Here is a 17,406-nt window from a genome sequence, read left to right on the forward strand (position 1 = left end):
CGTCAGCCGTACAGGGCGGGGCGCGGGGCGAGATCGACGGCCACGCGCGTGCCGTCCTCCAGCGCCCGCACCCCCGCCTCGGCGACGACGGAGGCCGCGTAGCCGTCCCAGGCGGTCGGGCCGGTGACCCGGCCGCGCCGGGTGGCGTCGACCCAGGCCTGCACCTCGCGGTCATAGGCGTCGGCGAACCTGACGAGATAGTCCCGGGGCACCTCCGTGCCGGCCGAGCCGGGCGCCGTCACGAGCATTCCGCGGTCGTCGCCGATGCGCGCGCTGCCCGCCTCGCACACGGCCTCGCAGCGCACCTGGTAGCCGAAGCCGCAGTTGACGAACACCTCCACGTCGACCAGGGCGCCGCCGTCGGTCTCGAACACCACGAACTGGGGGTCCCGCAGGCCCGGCGGGGCGCCGGACGAGGGGCGCGGCCGCAGCACGGTCACCGCGGTCAGCTCCTGGCCGAGCAGCCAGCGGGCCGCGTCGATCTCGTGCGCCACCGAGCTGTCGATCAGCATGGCGCTGGTGAAGCCGGGGGGCGAGGAGACGTTGCGGTGGGTGCAGTGCAGCATCAGGGGCCGGCCGAGCCGCCCGTCGTCCAGCAGCGCCTTGAGCCCGCGGTACTCGGCGTCGTAGCGCCGCATGAACCCGACCTGGGCGAGTCGCCGGCCGAGCCGGGCCTCCGCCTCCAGCACCCGCAGCGCTCCGGCCGAGTCCGGCACCATGGGCTTCTCGCACAGCACCGGCAGGCCGCGGGCGAAGGCCGCGAGCAGGGCCTCCTCGTGCGCGGGTCCCGGCGAGGCGATCAGGACGGCCGCCACGCCGGGCGCGTCCAGCGCGGCCTCGGCCGAGGTGTGCGCCGAGGCCCCCTCGGCACCGGCGGCGGCCTCCCGAGCCCGGTCGGCGTCGGGATCGGCCACGGCGGCGACCCTGGCCCCGCTCACCACCCGGTCGAGACGACGTACGTGATCGGCGCCCATGTGCCCCGCGCCCAGCACGGCCACGCCCAGCGGCTCACCCACGCGCTCGCTCCCTCCCGGCCGACGATCACGCGTAGCGTACGCCGACCGGGTGAGGGGGTTCGGTGGCGCAGGACCCCGCGATGCCGTCGGCGTCGGTCGGGGCGCCGTCCGGGGGCGGTGCGGTGAGCGGTGCGCACGGACGTCGGGGCGACCCGGTGGCGAAGTGCGGGGGAGGAGTGGGGCGGACGTGCTCGGGAGCGGCGGTGCGCGCCGTGCGGCGGCCGGCCCCGTCGTGGGTGCCGGAGAGGCGCGGGCCGTGCGGGAGCCGTGGTCGAGGGCGGGTGCGGAAGGTGCCGCCTCGTGCCGGATCCCGTAGGGTTCCCCCGAGGTGCGAACGTGTGCGCGGAAGCGCCAACTCCGTTCGACACACAAGGTTTACGCGGATTCGACCTGTTCGTACCCGGTGCCTTGCTAGGGTGTTACTCGTCGGTAGCAAGCTGTACGGGGGGACGAGGAACCGGTGACGGACCATCACCTGGTTGCTCGGGTGGACGATCGAGACGGACGGTACGGCGACGAGGCCGGACCGGTCCCGGGTCCGCGTCGGCGCGGACGCGTCGGCTGAATCTCGAACTCCAGTTCCCTCGCCTATCCCCAGACAGGTGAGACTCGTCAACATGGCCCGTTCCCTGGTCGATCTGCTGACCACGCACGCCACGAACCAGCCCGACCGGACCGCATACCGCTATCTCGCCACGGGGGACGTGGACGGCGAGATCGAGGAGATCTCCTACGCCCGCCTGGCCACCCGATCCCGGGCCGTCGCCGCCTGGCTCCAGGAACGCGGCCTCGCCGGGTCCCGCGCGATGCTGCTGTACCCGCCGGGCCCCGAGTTCGTCTGCGCCTACCTGGGCTGCCTCTCCGCCGGAGTCGTCGCCGTACCCGGTGTGCCCCCGCAGGGCCGCTCGCAGAACCACCGTGCCCTGACCCGGACGAAGCGCCTGATGGCCGACGCCGACGCCAAGGTGATCCTCGGCGGACGCGAAGTGATCGCCGCCCTCGCCACCATGGCCGAGCAGCTCCCCGAACTCGACGGGATCACCCGCCTCGTCACCGAGGACATCCCCGACGAGACGGCCGCGTCCTGGCGGGAGCCCGACCTCACCCCCGACTCCGTCGCCTTCCTCCAGTACACCTCCGGCTCCACCTCCGCCCCGCGCGGCGTCGTCGTCACCCACGGCAACCTGCTCGACAACGAGCGGGTCATCGCCGAACGCATGGGCCACACCGCGGACGTGCTCGACGCCCACGACCACGAACTGTTCGTCAGCTGGCTGCCCGTCTACCACGACATGGGCCTCATCGGACCGGTGCTGAACACGCTGTACCTCGGCGCCACCACCACCCTCTTCTCGCCCCTGCACTTCCTCCAGCGCCCCGACCGCTGGCTGACCGCCATCCACCGCTACCGCCCGCACACCAGCGGCGCCCCCAACTTCGCCTACGAACTCGCCCTCAAGCACGCCCGGCCCGAACTCCTCGACGGCCTGGACCTCAGCGGCTGGAAGGTCGCCTTCAACGGCGCCGAACCGGTGCGCGCCGCCACCCTGCGCCGCTTCGCCGAGACCTTCGCCCCGACCGGCTTCCGCCCCGAGGCCCTCTACCCCTGCTACGGACTGGCCGAAGCGACCCTCATGGTCAGCGGCGGCCTCGTCGACACGCCGCCCGTCCTCCTGGAGACCGACACGGGCACCGGCGACGCCGCCGCGGTGAGCTGCGGTCGCCCCGCCGACGGCTGGACCGTCGCCATAGCCGACCCCGAGCGGCAGCAGGAACGGCCCGAGGGCGAGGTCGGCGAGATCTGGCTGTCGGGCGCGAGCGTCGCCAAGGGCTACTGGCGCAACACCCTCGCCACCCGCGAGTCCTTCCGCGCCACCCTGCCCGGCCACGAGGGCCGCTTCCTGCGCACCGGGGACCTCGGGTTCCTGCGCGGCGGCGAGCTGTTCGTCACCGGCCGGCTCAAGGACCTGATGGTCGTCGACGGACGCAACCACTACCCGCAGGACCTCGAACTCTCCGCCGAACTGGCCCATCCGGCACTGCGTCCCGGCTGCACCGCCGCGTTCTCCGTCGAGAGCCCTTCCGGCAGCGCCGCCGAGGGCGGTGCCGGGGACGGCGTCGAGGGGGAACAGCCCGTCCTGGTCGCCGAGGTGGCCGCGGAGTCCGCCGGTGAGTCCGCGAAGATCATCGACCTGATCCGCGGTGCCATCGGCGACGCCCACGGTCTGCCCGTGCGGGACGTCGTCCTGGTCCACCCCGGCACCATTCCGAAGACCTCCAGCGGCAAGATCCAGCGCCGTGCCACGCGCACGGCCTATCTCGACGGCACCCTCTCCGTGGTCGGCGCACCCGCCGCCGGCTGACGACGGACGCCGCCGGTCCGCCCGTCGGGCCGGCGGCACCGCCTCGGGGCCGTCGAACCAAACCCTTCCTTCCGGCCGCGCCCGCCACGGCGTCCGGAAGTCCGCCGCGCACCCAGTTCACGAGGACCTTCCCAGATGCCTGCGAACGCGTCTCTGCCCCGCAACCCCGAGCCGTCCCCGGCGACCGCCGAGGACGTGCGCGCCTGGCTGGCGTCGGCCGTGGCCGAGGCGGCCGGCCTCGACCCGATGAGCGTCGACCCGCACCGCCCGATCGCCGAATTCGGCCTCGGATCACGCCAGTTGGTGACCCTGGGCGTCGACCTCTCCGAGCGCGTCGGCCGTCCCCTGGAACCGTCCCTCGTCTTCAACCACCCCACCATCGCGGCGCTCACCGACGCCCTCTTCGCCGCGGACGCCCCCGCGCGGACCGGGGACGGCGACCCCGCCGCCGGACGGTCCCGCGACGGCGTGGCCGCGCGGCCCCTCGGCGACGACATCGCCATCATCTCCATGGCCTGCCGGTTCCCCGGCGGCGCCGACGACCCCGAGGCGCTGTGGCGGCTGCTCGACACGGGCCAGGACGTCATCTCCGAGGTCCCGGCGGGCCGTTGGGACACCCACGGCCTCCTCGACCCCGACCCGGAGGCCACCGGCAAGGCCTACACCCTGCGCGGCGGCTTCCTCGACGGCATCGACCGCTTCGACGCCCCCTTCTTCGGCATCTCCCCGCGCGAGGCCGCCGCCATGGACCCGCAGCAGCGGATCCTGCTCCAGACCGCCTGGGAGACCCTCGAACGCGCCGGCATCGTCCCGGACACGCTGAACGGCAGCCCCACGGGCGTCTACGTCGGCCTCTACGACAGCGGCTACCTCGGCGCCGCCTCCCTCGCCCAGCTCGACGGACACGTGGGCACCGGCTCCGCCGCGAGCGTGGCCTCCGGGCGCCTCTCCTACACGCTCGGCCTCCAGGGGCCCGCCGTCACCGTCGACACGGCGTGCTCCTCCTCCCTGGTCGCCCTGCACCTCGCGGCGCGGGCCCTCGCGGCCGGCGAGTGCGACCTCGCCCTGGCGGGCGGCGCGACGCTGCTCGTCACCCCGCGCGGACACGTCGAGTTCAGCCGCCTGCGCGGACTGTCGCCGTCCGGGCGGTGCAGCCCGTTCTCCGCCGACGCGGACGGGGTGGTGTGGGCCGAGGGCTGCGGGCTCGTGCTGCTCAAGCGGCTCGGCGACGCCCGCCGCGACGGCGACCGCGTCCTCGCCGTCGTCAAGGGCTCCGCCCTCAACCAGGACGGCCGCAGCCAGGGACTCAGCGCCCCCAACGGGCCCGCCCAGGAGCGCGTCCTGCGGGCCGCGCTGGACGCCGCCGGACTGCGCCCCGAGGACATCGACTACGTCGAGGCGCACGGCACGGGCACCCCGCTCGGCGACCCGATCGAGGGAAACGCCCTCGCCGCCGTCTTCGGACCCGGCCGCCACGCCGACCGGCCCCTCGCCCTCGGCTCCCTGAAGTCCAACATCGGACACGCCCAGGCCGCGGCCGGCATCGGCGGCGTCATCAAGACCGTCCTGGCCCTGCGCCACGAACGCATACCGGCGTCCCTGCACGCCGGGACGCCGACCCCGCACATCGCCTGGGAGGGCGGCGGCCTGCGCGTTCCCGTCGACGCGCAGGCCTGGCCGCGCCGCGCGGACCGGGTGCGCCGGGCGGGCGTGAGCGCGTTCGGCATCAGCGGCACCAACGCGCACGTGGTGCTGGAGGAGGCGTCCGAGGCCCGCACGGAGGCTCCTGAGGCGCGTACGACGGCCGGCTCCGACCCGGCCGCGGCCCTCGCCGGCCTCCCGGCCCCGGTCCTGTTCCCGCTCTCCGCCCGCACACCCCCCGCGTTGCAGGGGCAGGCCGCCCGGCTCGCCACCGCCCTGCGGGACCGCTCCGCCACCCCGCTCCCGCAGGTGGCCGCGACCCTCGCGCACCACCGCACCCACTTCGCGCACCGGGCCGTCGTCCAGGCCGCCGACGACACCGAACTCCTCGCCGCCCTCGACGCGTTGGCCGCGGGGGAGGCCGACCCCGCCACCACGGCCGGCCCTCGGGAGACCGACCCGGCCGGCAAGGTCGCCTTCGTCTTCCCCGGCCAGGGCTCGCAGTGGTCCGGGATGGCCCGCGACCTCCTCGCGCACGACCCGGTGTTCGCCGACGAACTCGACCGCTGCGACGGGGCCCTGCGCCCCTTCACCGAGTGGTCCGTCGCCGCGGTCCTGCGCGGCGACGCCGGCGCGCCGCCCCTGGACCGCGTGGACGTCGTCCAGCCCGCGCTGTTCGCGGTGATGGTGTCCCTGGCCGCCGTGTGGCGGGCCCGTGGGATCCGCCCGGACGCCGTGATCGGGCACAGCCAGGGCGAGGTCGCCGCCGCCTGCGTCGCGGGCGCCCTCAGCCTCAACGACGCGGCCGCCGTGGTGGCCCTGCGCAGCCAGGCCCTGACCGCCCTCTCCGGCAGCGGCTCGATGGCCGTCGTCGCCCTGCCGTACGCCGAGGTCGAGGAGCGTCTCGCCGGCCTGGACGGCACGGTGTCCGTCGCCGCCGTCAACAGCGGCCGCTCCACCGTGATCGCCGGCGAGGTGGAGCCGCTGCGGGCGCTCCTCGACGACCTGGACCGCGAGCAGGTGTTCGTCCGCCGCCTCGACGTCGACTACGCCTCCCACAGCACGCTGGTCGAGCCGGTCCGCGCGGACATCCTCGACGAACTGGACGGCGTCACCACCTACCCGGCGTCCGTCGCCTGGTACTCGACGGTCACCGCCGAGCCCGTCACCGAGGAGCTGGAAGCCGGCTACTGGTACGCCAACCTGCGCGAACCCGTCCGGTTCGCGCCCACCGTGGAGCGCATGGCCGCCGACGGCTACCGCTGCTTCGTCGAACTGAGCCCCCACCCGGCCCTGCTGACCGCCCTGCGCACCATCGGCGAGGAGAGCGGCCACGACCTGGTCGCCGTCGGCTCGCTGCGCCGGGACGCGGACGCCCGCGCCTGCCTGGACCGCTCGGCGGCCGAACTCCACGTCCACGGCCGGACCGTCGACTGGCGGCGCCTCACGCCGGACACGCCGCCCGCCCGACTGCCCACGTACGCCTGGGACGCGCGGCGGCACTGGATCGAGCCCGAGGGCACCTCCGCCACCGGCGGGCTCTTCGACCGGGCCGCGCACCCGCTCCTCGGCGTCCAGCTCCGGTCGGCCGACGAGACCCGCTGGACCTTCCGCGACGAGTGGTCCCCGGCCACCGCCGACTGGCTGCCCGACCACACCGTGTACGGCCGGACCGTCGTCTCGGGCACGACCCTGCTCGAACTGTGCCGCGCCGCCCTCACCGCGGCCCGCCCCGACGCCCCCGCCGACGTCTGCGGCCTGCTCCTGCTCACCCCGCTCGTGCTGCCCGCCGCCGGCACGGTCGAGGTCTCCGTCGAGGTCGTCGTCGACGGCCCCGCCACCGAGGTCACCGTGCACAGCCGCCCGCGCGGACGGGAGGCGACGGGCTGGACCCTGCACGCCACCGCGTCCGGCGCCGCGCCGGCCGGGCCCACGGGGGAGCGCTGCCCGCTCTGGCCGCGGGACGCGGCCCCGGCCTGGACGCCGGACACCTACGAGCGGCTGACCGGCGTCGGCCTCGGCTACGGCCCCGCCTTCCAGGGCGTACGGGAGGCGGTCCGCACCGGCGACGGCGAACTGCTCGCCCGGCTGTCGCTGCCGGCCGAGGCGCGGGACGTGTCCGACCCGTACCCCGTCCACCCGGCGCTGCTGGACGCCGCCCTGCACGTCGCCGCGGTGCTCGACGCGTCCGACGAGCGCGTGCTGCTGCCCGTCGCCGTCGGCCGCTGCACCTTCGAGGGCGGCGCCGACGACCTGATCGTCTCCGTCCGCCGCACCGCGGGCACGGCCACCGACCTGACCCTCGACGTCACCTTCTGGGACACCGAAGGCTTCCCGGCGGGCCGCCTGGAGGACGTACGGCTGCGGGCGGCCGCGCCGGCGGACCTGGGCAGCGGCTCGGAGAACGCCCGGCACCTGTACGAGGTGGCCTGGACGGCCGTTCCGCGGGCGGCCGAGGCCCCATGGGGGGAGTGGTCGGTCACGGGGGACGTGGAGGCCGCGCGCGAGCTGACGTCCGCCGGCGTCCGGGTGACCGAGGCGGCCGCCGATGTCGCCGTGCGGTTCTGGGAGCGGCCCGACGCCGACGGCGACCCCGCCGCGGCCGCACGGGAGTCGGCCGCCGTCGCGCTGGCCGAACTCCAGGCGCTCCTCGCCCTCCCGCCGGGGCGGGCGCCCGCGCGGACCGTCTGGGTCACGCGGGGCGCGATCGCGGCCGGTGAGGGGGACGACGTCCCGGCGCTCGCCCAGTCCGTGCTCTGGGGGCTGGCCCGCAGCACCCGCACCGAACACCCCGACCTCGGACTCACCCTCCTGGACATCGACACTCCCGACTGCGCGGACGCCCTACGGGCCGCCGTGGCGCAGACCGACGAGCCGGAACTGGCCTGGCGAACGGGCGAGCTGCTCGCCCCCCGGCTGATCCGCGCCCGCGCCGCCGACGGCACCGCCCTGCCCAGCGACGGCACCGTGCTCGTCACCGGCGGCCTGGGAGCCGTCGGCCGGCACATCGCCCGCCTCCTCGCCGAGAACGGCGTGCCCCGACTGCTCCTGACCTCACGTCAGGGCACCGCCGACCCGCGTGCCGACGAGACCGTCGCCGAACTCGCCGCGCTCGGCGCCGAGGCCGAGGTCGCCGCCTGCGACGTGACCGACGCCGACGCCCTGGCGGACGTGCTCGCCCGCGTCGCCGCGGAGCACCCGCTGCGGGGGATCGCGCACTGCGCGGGCGTACTCGACGACGGGGTGATCGCCGACCTCACCCCCGAGCGGCTCGCCCGGGTGCTCCGCCCCAAGGCCGACGGCGCCGCCCACCTGCACCGGCTCACCGCCGGACTGCCGCTGGAAATGTTCCTGCTGGTCTCCTCGGCGGCGGGCGTCCTGGGCGCCGCGGGGCAGGGCAACTACGCGGCCGCCAACGTCTTCCTCGACCAGCTCGCCCACCACCGCCGCGCCCGGGGACTGCCCGCGACCTCCGTCTCCTTCGGCGCCTGGGCCGGTGAGGGCCTCGCCGCCGAACACGCCGACCTCGAGCGGATGGCCCGCCTCGGCCACCGCGCCCTCACCCCCGACCAGGGCCGCGACCTCGTCGGACTCTCCCTGCGACGCGGCACGCCCCACCTGGTGGCCTGGTCGCTCGACCTGCCGCGCCTGCGCGAGCACGTGAGCGGGACCGCCCTGTGGCGGTCCCTGCTGCCCGCGCCGCGGACCGCCGGACAGGGCGGCGGCCTGGCCGAACGGCTCGCCGCGCTGCCCGAGGCCGAACGCGCCGAACGTGTCCTCGCCCTCGTCCGCGAGGAGGCCTCCCGCGCCCTCGGCCTGCGCTCGGCGGAGTCCGTCCGGCCCGACCAGCCGCTGCGCGACCTCGGCATGGACTCGGTCACCGCGGTCGAGCTGCGCAACCGCATCGCAGCCCGCCTCGCCGCCAAGCTGCCGGCCACGCTCCTCTTCGACCACCCCACCCCCGACCGGCTCGCCCGCCACCTGCTCGACACGGCGCTCGGCGGAACCCGGCGCGGGGCGGCTCCCGCGCGGGCGGCGCGCGCCACCGCCACCGCCCCCGCCGACGAGCCGATCGCGATCGTGTCGATGGCCTGCCGCCTGCCCGGCGGCGTGCACGACCCCGACGACCTGTGGCGGCTCGTCGCGGACGGCCGGGACGCCGTCGGCCCCTTCCCGGCCGACCGCTGGGACGTGGAGTCCCTGTACGACCCCGACCCCGACGCCCCCGGCAAGTCCTACGCCCGGGACGGCGGCTTCCTCGACGAGATCGACTCCTTCGACGCGGGCTTCTTCGGCATCACCCCGAAGGAGGCCGCCGCCATGGACCCCCAGCAGCGACTGCTGCTGGAGACCGCCTGGGAGGCCCTGGAGCGCGGCGGCATCGTGCCCGGTGACCTCGCGGGCAGCACCACCGGCGTCTACATCGGCATGTTCGGCAGCGAATACCTGGCCGGTACTCGCCTCGACCAGCTCGACGGCTATGTCGGCACCGGGTCCGCGCTGAGCGTCGCCTCCGGCCGGCTGTCGTACGCGCTCGGCCTGCACGGCCCCGCCCTCACCGTGGACACGGCCTGCTCGTCCTCCCTGGTCGCGACCCACCTCGCGGCGCAGGCGCTGCGCTCCGGGGAGTGCGACCTCGCCCTCGCCGGCGGCGTCACCCTCATGGTCACCCCGCAGACCTTCGTCGAGTTCAGCCGGCTGCGCGGCCTGTCCGCGACCGGCCGCTGCCGCTCCTTCTCCGACGACGCCGACGGCGCGATCTGGGCCGAGGGCGCCGGCCTGCTCGTCCTGAAGCGGCTCGGTGACGCCCTGCGCGACGGCGACGAGGTGCTGGCCGTGCTGCGCGGCACCGCCGTGAACCAGGACGGCCGCAGCCAGGGCCTGTCCGCGCCGAACGGGCCCGCCCAGGAACTGGTACTGCGGCGCGCCCTGGAGCAGTCCGGACTGGCACCCGAGGACATCGACTACATCGAGGCGCACGGCACCGGAACCACTCTCGGCGATCCGATCGAGGCGAACGCCCTGACCGAGGTCTTCGGCGCCTCCCGCCCCCAGGACCGCCCCCTGTACCTGGGCTCCCTGAAGTCCAACATCGGTCACGCCCAGGCCGCTTCGGGCGTCGCCGGACTGATCAAGGTGGTGCAGTCGCTGCGCCACGGCACCCTCCCGGCCACCCTGCACGCCGGGACCCCCAGCCGGCACGTCGACTGGGACGACAGCGGACTGCGACTCCTCCAGGAGGCCCGGCCCTGGCCGGCGACCGCGGAACGGGTGCGGCGCGCGGGCGTCAGCGCCTTCGGCATCAGCGGCACCAACGCACACGTCGTCGTCGAGGAGGCCCCCGAAACCGCGCCGCGCACACCGGCCGGGACGGGCGACGGCAAGCACCTGTTCGTGCTGTCCGGCCGCGGCGAGGCCGCCGTCCGCGGACAGGCGGCGCGGCTCTCGGCGTACGTCACCGGCGACACCGTCCTGGCCGACGTCGCCCACACCCTGGCGCGGCACCGCGGCCACTTCGAACGGCGGGCCACCGTCGTCGCCGGCGACCGGGAGGAACTGCGCACCGTACTGGACGCGCTGGCGTCCGGCCGGGCGCCGCTGGCGCCGCCCCGCGAGGAGCGGAGCGGCAAGGTCGCCTTCCTGTTCGCCGGGCACGGCGGCCAGTGGCCGGGCATGGGACTGGAGCTGTTCGCCGACTCGGAGGCCTACCGGGCGGAGCTGACCCGGATCGACGCCGCCGTTCAGCGGCAGGTCGGCTGGTCCGTCCTCAACGTGCTGCGGGCCCCGGAGGAGTTCTCCCCGCTGGAGCGCACCGAGTACCTCCAGCCGGTGCTGTTCGCCGTCAACGCGGCCCTGGCCGCCGCCTGGCGCGCCCTCGGCGTCACCCCCGACGCCGTGGTGGGCCACAGCCTGGGCGAGATCACCGCCGCGTACAGCGCGGGCGCGCTCACCCTGGACGAGGCCGTGACGGTGGTGACGGGCCGCGCCCACGCGGTCGTGCCGCTCGTGGGACACGGTGGCATGGTCGCCGTCGACCTGCCGCACACCGACGTCGCGGACCTGCTCGGGCCGTACGAGGGACGGCTGTTCGTCGGCGCCCTCAACAGCGCCCGCTCCACCGCCGTTTCGGGTGCCGCCGACGCCCTGGCCGAGCTGGGCCGGCACCTGGCCGAGCGGGGCGTCACCGTGCGCCGGCTGTCGACGCCGTTCGCCTCCCACAGTCCGCTCATGGAACCGCTCCGCGACGAACTCCTCGACCGGTTCTCCGGCGTCCGGGGAACCCGCACCGACACCCCGCTGTACTCGTCGGTGCTCGCCGAACCGGTGGACGGCGACCGCCTGGACGCGGCGTACTGGTTCGCCAACCTGAGCCGACCGGTCCGGTTCGCGGACACGGTCCGTCGGATGCTGGACGACGGCTACCGCTACTTCGTCGAGCTGAGCCCGCACCCCTCGCTCACCGCCGCCGTCGAAGCCGTCGCGACCGAGGCGGGCGTCGACGCGGTGGGCATCGGCACCCTGCGCCGCCAGCAGGACGGCCACGCCATGCTGCTGCGCCGGATCGGCGAACTGTTCTCCGCCGGGCACGCCCCGGACTGGACGGCCCTCTTCCCCCGGGGACGCCGCCTCTCCCTGCCCACCTACGCCTTCGCCCGCGAGCGCCACTGGCTCGCCCCCGCCCCGGCCACCGCCACCGGCGCCTCACCCCTGCTCGGCACGCACGTGGAGGCCAGCGACGAGCCCGGCCGGCACCTCTTCGAGAGCCGGGTCGACCTGCGGGACGGCCGCTTCTCCTACCTCACCGACCACCGCGTCACCGGCGAGGTCTGGCTGCCCGGCGCCGCCTTCCTCGACATGGCGCTGGAGGCCGCCCAGGCGGTCACGGACAGCGCCGACGTGCGCCTGGCGGACGTCCGGTTCGTCCAGCCCCTGCGCCTCGACGAGGCCCGCCCGGTGCGGATCCAGCTCGTGGTGCGCCCCGCCGAGGACGGTGTGCGCGAGTTCACGGTCGCCTCGGCCGCCGAGGGACGGAGCCGTTGGGAACGCCATGTCACCGGCAGGCTGCTCCTCGACACGCCACCCGTCCCCGAACCCCGCCTGGACGACATCCGCGCGAGCTGCCAGGAGGACGTCGGACTCGATGCCGTGTACGACCGGTTGGGCGCCCTCGGCATCAAGTACGGTCCCGCCTTCCGCAACCTGGAGTTCGGCCGCCGAGGTGCCACCGCCGCGCTCGCACGGCTCGCCGAACGCCCGGCCGCCGGCCACCTGTTCCACCCGGCCGTCCTCGACTCCGCCCTGCACACCGCCGCCCTGCCCGGCGACGCGCCCGAGGGGCGGGCGTTCGTGCCCGCCGGGTTCGGCCGCGTCCGCCACACCGGACGGCGCACCACACCCGTGTGGGTGAGCTGCGAACTGCGCGCGGTGGAGGGGGACACCGCCTGCCTGGACCTGTGCCTGTGGGACGACGACGGGCAACTCGTCCTGGAGGCGCAGAAGTTCAGGCTGGCCGCGCTCTCCCCGCTGGACGGCGCCCTCTTCGAGACCCGCTGGCAGCCCCGTCCCACCGCGCGGGAACGCCCCACCGGGGGAAGCTGGCTCGTCCTCGCCGACGCGACGGGCACCGCGGACGACCTCCTCGACCGCCTCGGCACCGAGGTGCCGCACGTCGTCGCCCGCGCCGGAACCGACTTCACCGCCGAAAGCCCCGGCCGGTACGTCCTCGACCTCGCCGACCCGGGACACCTGGCCCGCCTCCTCGACGAGGCCTACCCCGACTCCCTTCCCACGCACGTCGTGCAGCTCACCGCGCTCGACGCCCCGGCCGTCACCGACGTGCCGACCGCCGAGGAAGCGGCCCGCCTGTGCTGCCTCGGCACCCTCCACCTCGTCCGCGCCCTCACCGACCGCCCGCGCGGCCGCTCCCCGCGCCTCTTCGTCGTGGCCCGCGGCAGCCAGGCCGCGGGGGACAGCGGCCAGGTCGCCCATCCCCAACAGGCGCTCGCCTGGGGCTTCGGCCTCGCCGTCGCCCAGGAACACCCCGAACTGTCGGTCACCCTCGTCGACCTGCCGCCCACCGGCGGCACCGACGCCCTGTGGACGCAGCTGCGCCACGCCGACGACGAGCGCCTCGTCGCCCTGCGCGCGTCGGGCCGCCTCGTCCCCCGCCTGGCCCGCACCCGCCCCGACACCGACGGCGGGCCCACCGGCACCCCCGACGGCGTCCACCTGATCACCGGCGGCCTCGGCGGCCTCGGCCGCGTCGTCGCCGAGCGGCTCGTCCGGCGCGGCGCCCGCCGCCTCGCCCTGATGAGCCGCGGCACCCCCGCCCCGGACGCCCTGCGCTGGATCCGCTCCATGGAGGAACGCGGGATCGGCGTGCATCTCGCCCGCGCCGACGTCGCGGACCGCGCCGGCCTGACGGCCGCCCTGGCCGCCGTACGCCGCGAAGCCGGCCCCATCGCCGCGATCGTGCACGCGGCCGGCGTCCTCGACGACGCCACCGTCGCCAACCTGACCGACGACCGCGTCCTGCGCGTCCTCGCGCCCAAGGTGCTCGGCACCGCCCTGCTCACCGAACTCGCCCCCGAGGCCGGGAACCTGGTGCTGTTCGCGTCGGCGGCCGGCCTGCTCGGCTCACCCGGACAGAGCCCCTACTCGGCGGCCAACGCCTTCCTCGACGCCTGGGCCCACCACCTCTCCCGCACCGGACGACGGGCGCTCAGCCTCGACTGGGGCGCCTGGTCCGGCGTCGGCATGGTCGCCGAGTCCGGCACCCGCGCCGCCGAGACCGGCCGCTCCGGACTCGTCGCCTTCTCCCCGCAGGAGGGCGGCGAACTCCTGGACCGCGTCCTGGACAGCGGCCGTCGCCAACTCGCCCCGCTCGCCCTCGACTGGGAACTCCTCGCGCTCTCCCCGGACGCCGTGCGCGCCCGCCCGATCCTCGCCGACCTCGTCACCGCCCCCACCGGCACCGGTGACACGGACGGCCTCGTACGGAAGGTGTTCGCCGCCACCTCCCACGCGGACCGCGTCACCTGGCTGGAGGCGTACGTCCGCGCCCGCGTCGGCGAGGTCTCCGGCGGCGTCGTCGACACCTCCGCGAGCAGCGCGCTCAAGGAACTCGGCCTGGACTCCCTGATGCTGGTCCGGCTGCGCAACTCCTTCGCCCGAGAACTGGGCGTCGAACTGCCCACCGCCGAGATGTTCGCCGCCGCCGACGTCAAGGGGCTGGCCAGGACCCTGGCCGCGGCCCTGCCCGAGCGGGCGGCCGAGCGGCGCGTCACCGAACCGGCCGCCGAGGTGCCCGAGACCGAGACGCACCCGGCGACCCGCGACGTCGTACGTCTGCTGCGCAGCGCACGCCCCGACATGCCGCAGGCCGCCCACGCCGTCGGCCTCGCCGTGCGCCTCACCACCCCCGTCGGCCGCGAGACGCTCACCGCGATCGTGGACCGCCTGGCCGCCCGGCACGCGGCCCTGCGCACCGCCGTCCGGACCGGCACGGACGGACGCCGGCTGCACGTCACCCGGGAGGTGGAGCCGCTGCTGCGATGGACACCCGTGCCGGACGACCCGGACGCGGCCGAGCGCCTGCGGACGCTGCTGGAACCGGAGTTCGACCTGGCGACCGCTCCCCTGTGGCGCTTCGAGCTGCTGGACGGCGGAGCACAGGGGCAGATCCTGGTCTTCGGCGCCCACCACGCCGTCAGCGACCTCCAGTCGCTGCTCCTCGTGGCCGGCGAGATCGACGCCGAACTGTCCGGCACCCCGCTCGGCGCCGACCCCACCAACCGCGACGTCCACCTCCTCGTCGAGGCCCAGCAGTCGGGCGAGGGCACGGCCACGGACGACTGGCGCGAGGCCTTCGACGGCAGTGAGCGGCTCGACCTGACGCTGTCGAGCCCACGCCCCGCGCAGCGGTCGTACCGTGCAGGCAGCGTCACGGTGACGCTTCCCGACGGGCTCATGGACCGCGTGACAGCCGCCGCGAGCGGCCTCGCCGTCACGCCCGCCGCCTTCTGCCTCGGCACCCTGACCGTGCTGCTCGCCCGCAAGCGGCAGCGCGAACGCTTCGTGCTCGCCGTCCCCGTCGACACCCGCATCCACGCCGACGCCTTCGACGCGGTCGGCTTCTACGGCGTCCCCGTGCCGTTCCCCGCCGAGGCGCGGACCGGCGAACCCGTCGCCGACGTGCTGCGGCGCACCGGCAGCCGCATGGAACGGCTCCTGGCCAGGGGCGCGATGTTCTCCGACGTACTGGCCACCCTCGCCCGGCAGGGCCTGCACCGTGCCGGGGCCCCGCTCGTGGAGGTCTACTTCAACTACGTCCGCTACGGCGGCCGCCTCGGCCACCTCGACGTCCTGCCGGCCGGCACCGGCTACTCCGACCTGGACCTGATGATCACCATGACCCCCGACGCGGGCCGGATCCGCCTCGACCACAGCCTGGACATCCTCGACGCGGCGGCCACGGCCGGGCTGGGCGAGGAGTTCGTGGCACTGCTGGGAGAGGTGGCGCGGGACGCCACGACACCGGTCGCCCACCAGAGGGCCGCGCCCGTCCGGCAGAGGGCCGCGCCCGTCCGGCAGGGGGCCGCGACCGTCCGACAGGAGACCGGGCTCTCCCGGCAGGACGCCGGGCTTTCCCGCCAAGAGGCCTCGCCGGCCGGCCAGGGGGCCGCGCCGGCCCGTGAGGAAACCGCCCCAGACCGTCAGGAGGCCGCTCCCACCGGAGTGGAGGCCGCGCCCGCCCGCTCCCTGGCCCTCGCCGCCACCTTCGCCCTCGGCAACCTCCCGCTGATGTGCGCGACCGCCATCGCGGACGGGGCGCCGCACGGTGGGCCGACGGTCGCCGAAGCCCCGTACCACCAGGTCCTCGCCGCCCTGCGCGACCCCTCCGGTGTCTTCGCCGACCCCGACACGGCAGTCGGAGCGGTCCTCCTGCGGGCCGCCGACCTGGAACGGTTCGGGCCCGTGGACGACGTGCTCCTCGCCGAGTTGCGCTCGGAGTACCCGGCCGCGCTGCGGGCCCTCGCCGAACGGACCCGCAAGCCGCTGATCGTCGGCTTCGCGCCGGCCGTCCGCACCGACGAGCGCCTCACCCGGTGGGAGCGCGAGATCGCCGACGAACTCGACGAACTGCCCGGCATCGCGGTGCTCCGCCCCGACGACTGGACCCGCCGGCACGCCGTCGCGGAACGCTTCGACGAGCGCACCGAACGCCTCGCCCACCTCCCCTTCACCCCGCCCTTCCAGGCCGCGGTCGCCCTGTGCCTCGCCGAGACCGTCCGCGCCGTGCTGCGGCCCGCACCCAAGGTGATCGCCGTCGACGGCGACGAGACGCTGTGGGGCGGAGTGGCCGGCGAGATCGGCCCGGACGCCGTGGACCTGACCGGGCCGCGCGCCCTCCTCGCGCGCCGCCTCCTCGGATGGCGGGAGGCCGGCGCGTTGCTGGCGCTCGTCAGCAACAACGACGAGGACACCGTCCGCGCCGTCCTCGACCGTCCCGACAGCCTCCTGAAGGCCGAACACTTCAGCGTCCTCTCCGCCGCCTGGGGCCCGAAGCCGACCCGCCTCGCGGAGGCGGCCCGCGTTCTCGACCTGGGCGTGGACAGCTTCCTGTTCCTCGACGACAACCCCGCCGAGATCGGCAGGATGCGCGCCGCACTGCCCCAGGTGCTGTCCGTCACCTGCCCGCCCGCCGCCGGGCTGGAGGAGTTCCTGGCCAGGTTGTGGCCCTCGGTCCCCGCCCCGGCCACCGCCGAGGACTCTCAGCGGGCCCGCTTCTACGACCAGGAACGGGAACGGGACGCCGTCCGCGAACAGGCGGGCTTCGAGGAGTTCCTCGCCCAGCTGCACCTGGAGGTCGACGTCCGGGTCCTCGGTGAGGGCGACGTGCGCCGGGCCGAGCAACTCGTGCGCCGCACCAACCAGTTCACCCTGCGGGCCCGTTCGCCGGAGGGCGGCGACCTCGACCGGTGGCGCGGCCGCGGCGAGGTGTGGACCGCCTCGGCCAAGGACCGCTTCGGCGACTACGGCCAGATCGGTCTGCTCGCCGTCCGCGCCGACGGCGACCGACTCGACGTCCTCGCCTGGCTGATGAGCTGCCGGGCCCTCGGACGGGGCGTGGAGGAGAGGCTCCTCGCCCGGCTCGCCGACCGCGCCGACGAACTGGGCTGCACCAAGGTCCGGCTCACGGCCGAGCGCACCCCGCGCAACGCCCCGGCCCGCCGGATCGTGGCCGCGCTCGGCGGCGGTGACCCGGACGACGAACTCCTGGAGACCGTCACCACACCGGACCATCTGCGGGCGTTCCGCTCCTGGGAACACTGACGGCCGCCGGACGGCAGGCGGCGCCCGCGCGGGCTCCGGCAGTAGGGACA

Annotated in this window: 3 protein-coding genes; 2 read left to right on the forward strand and 1 reads right to left on the reverse strand. The window is 75.7% G+C overall.

Annotation, left to right across the window (positions count from 1 at the left end; all coding sequences use genetic code 11):
• Positions 1-2: 2 nt before the first annotated feature.
• The gene (locus ACFYO5_RS08995) at positions 3-1,016 is read right to left on the reverse strand and encodes a Gfo/Idh/MocA family protein (protein ID WP_388705951.1); all 1,014 of its coding nucleotides are present in this window, start codon (positions 1,014-1,016) and stop codon (positions 3-5) included.
• A 617-nt stretch (positions 1,017-1,633) separates the two neighbouring features.
• Between ACFYO5_RS08995 and ACFYO5_RS09000 the strand changes: the two genes are divergently transcribed.
• Positions 1,634-3,379, forward strand: coding sequence for a fatty acyl-AMP ligase (locus ACFYO5_RS09000; RefSeq protein ID WP_388705954.1), 1,746 nt, complete (start codon positions 1,634-1,636; stop codon positions 3,377-3,379).
• Between the two features lie 135 nt (positions 3,380-3,514).
• The gene (locus tag ACFYO5_RS09005) at positions 3,515-17,356 is read left to right on the forward strand and encodes an SDR family NAD(P)-dependent oxidoreductase (protein WP_388705956.1); all 13,842 of its coding nucleotides are present in this window, start codon (positions 3,515-3,517) and stop codon (positions 17,354-17,356) included.
• Positions 17,357-17,406 lie beyond the last annotated feature (50 nt).

It is taken from the genome of Streptomyces sp. NPDC006259 (assembly GCF_042870975.1).
Lineage (GTDB): Bacteria > Actinomycetota > Actinomycetes > Streptomycetales > Streptomycetaceae > Streptomyces.

Bases quoted from the DNA above. Each gene is read 5' to 3' on its own strand.
- ACFYO5_RS09000 (WP_388705954.1), top strand. From the start codon at position 1,634: ATGGCCCGTTCCCTGGTCGATCTGCTGACCACGCACGCCACGAACCAG.
- ACFYO5_RS09005 (WP_388705956.1), top strand. From the start codon at position 3,515: ATGCCTGCGAACGCGTCTCTGCCCCGCAACCCCGAGCCGTCCCCGGCG.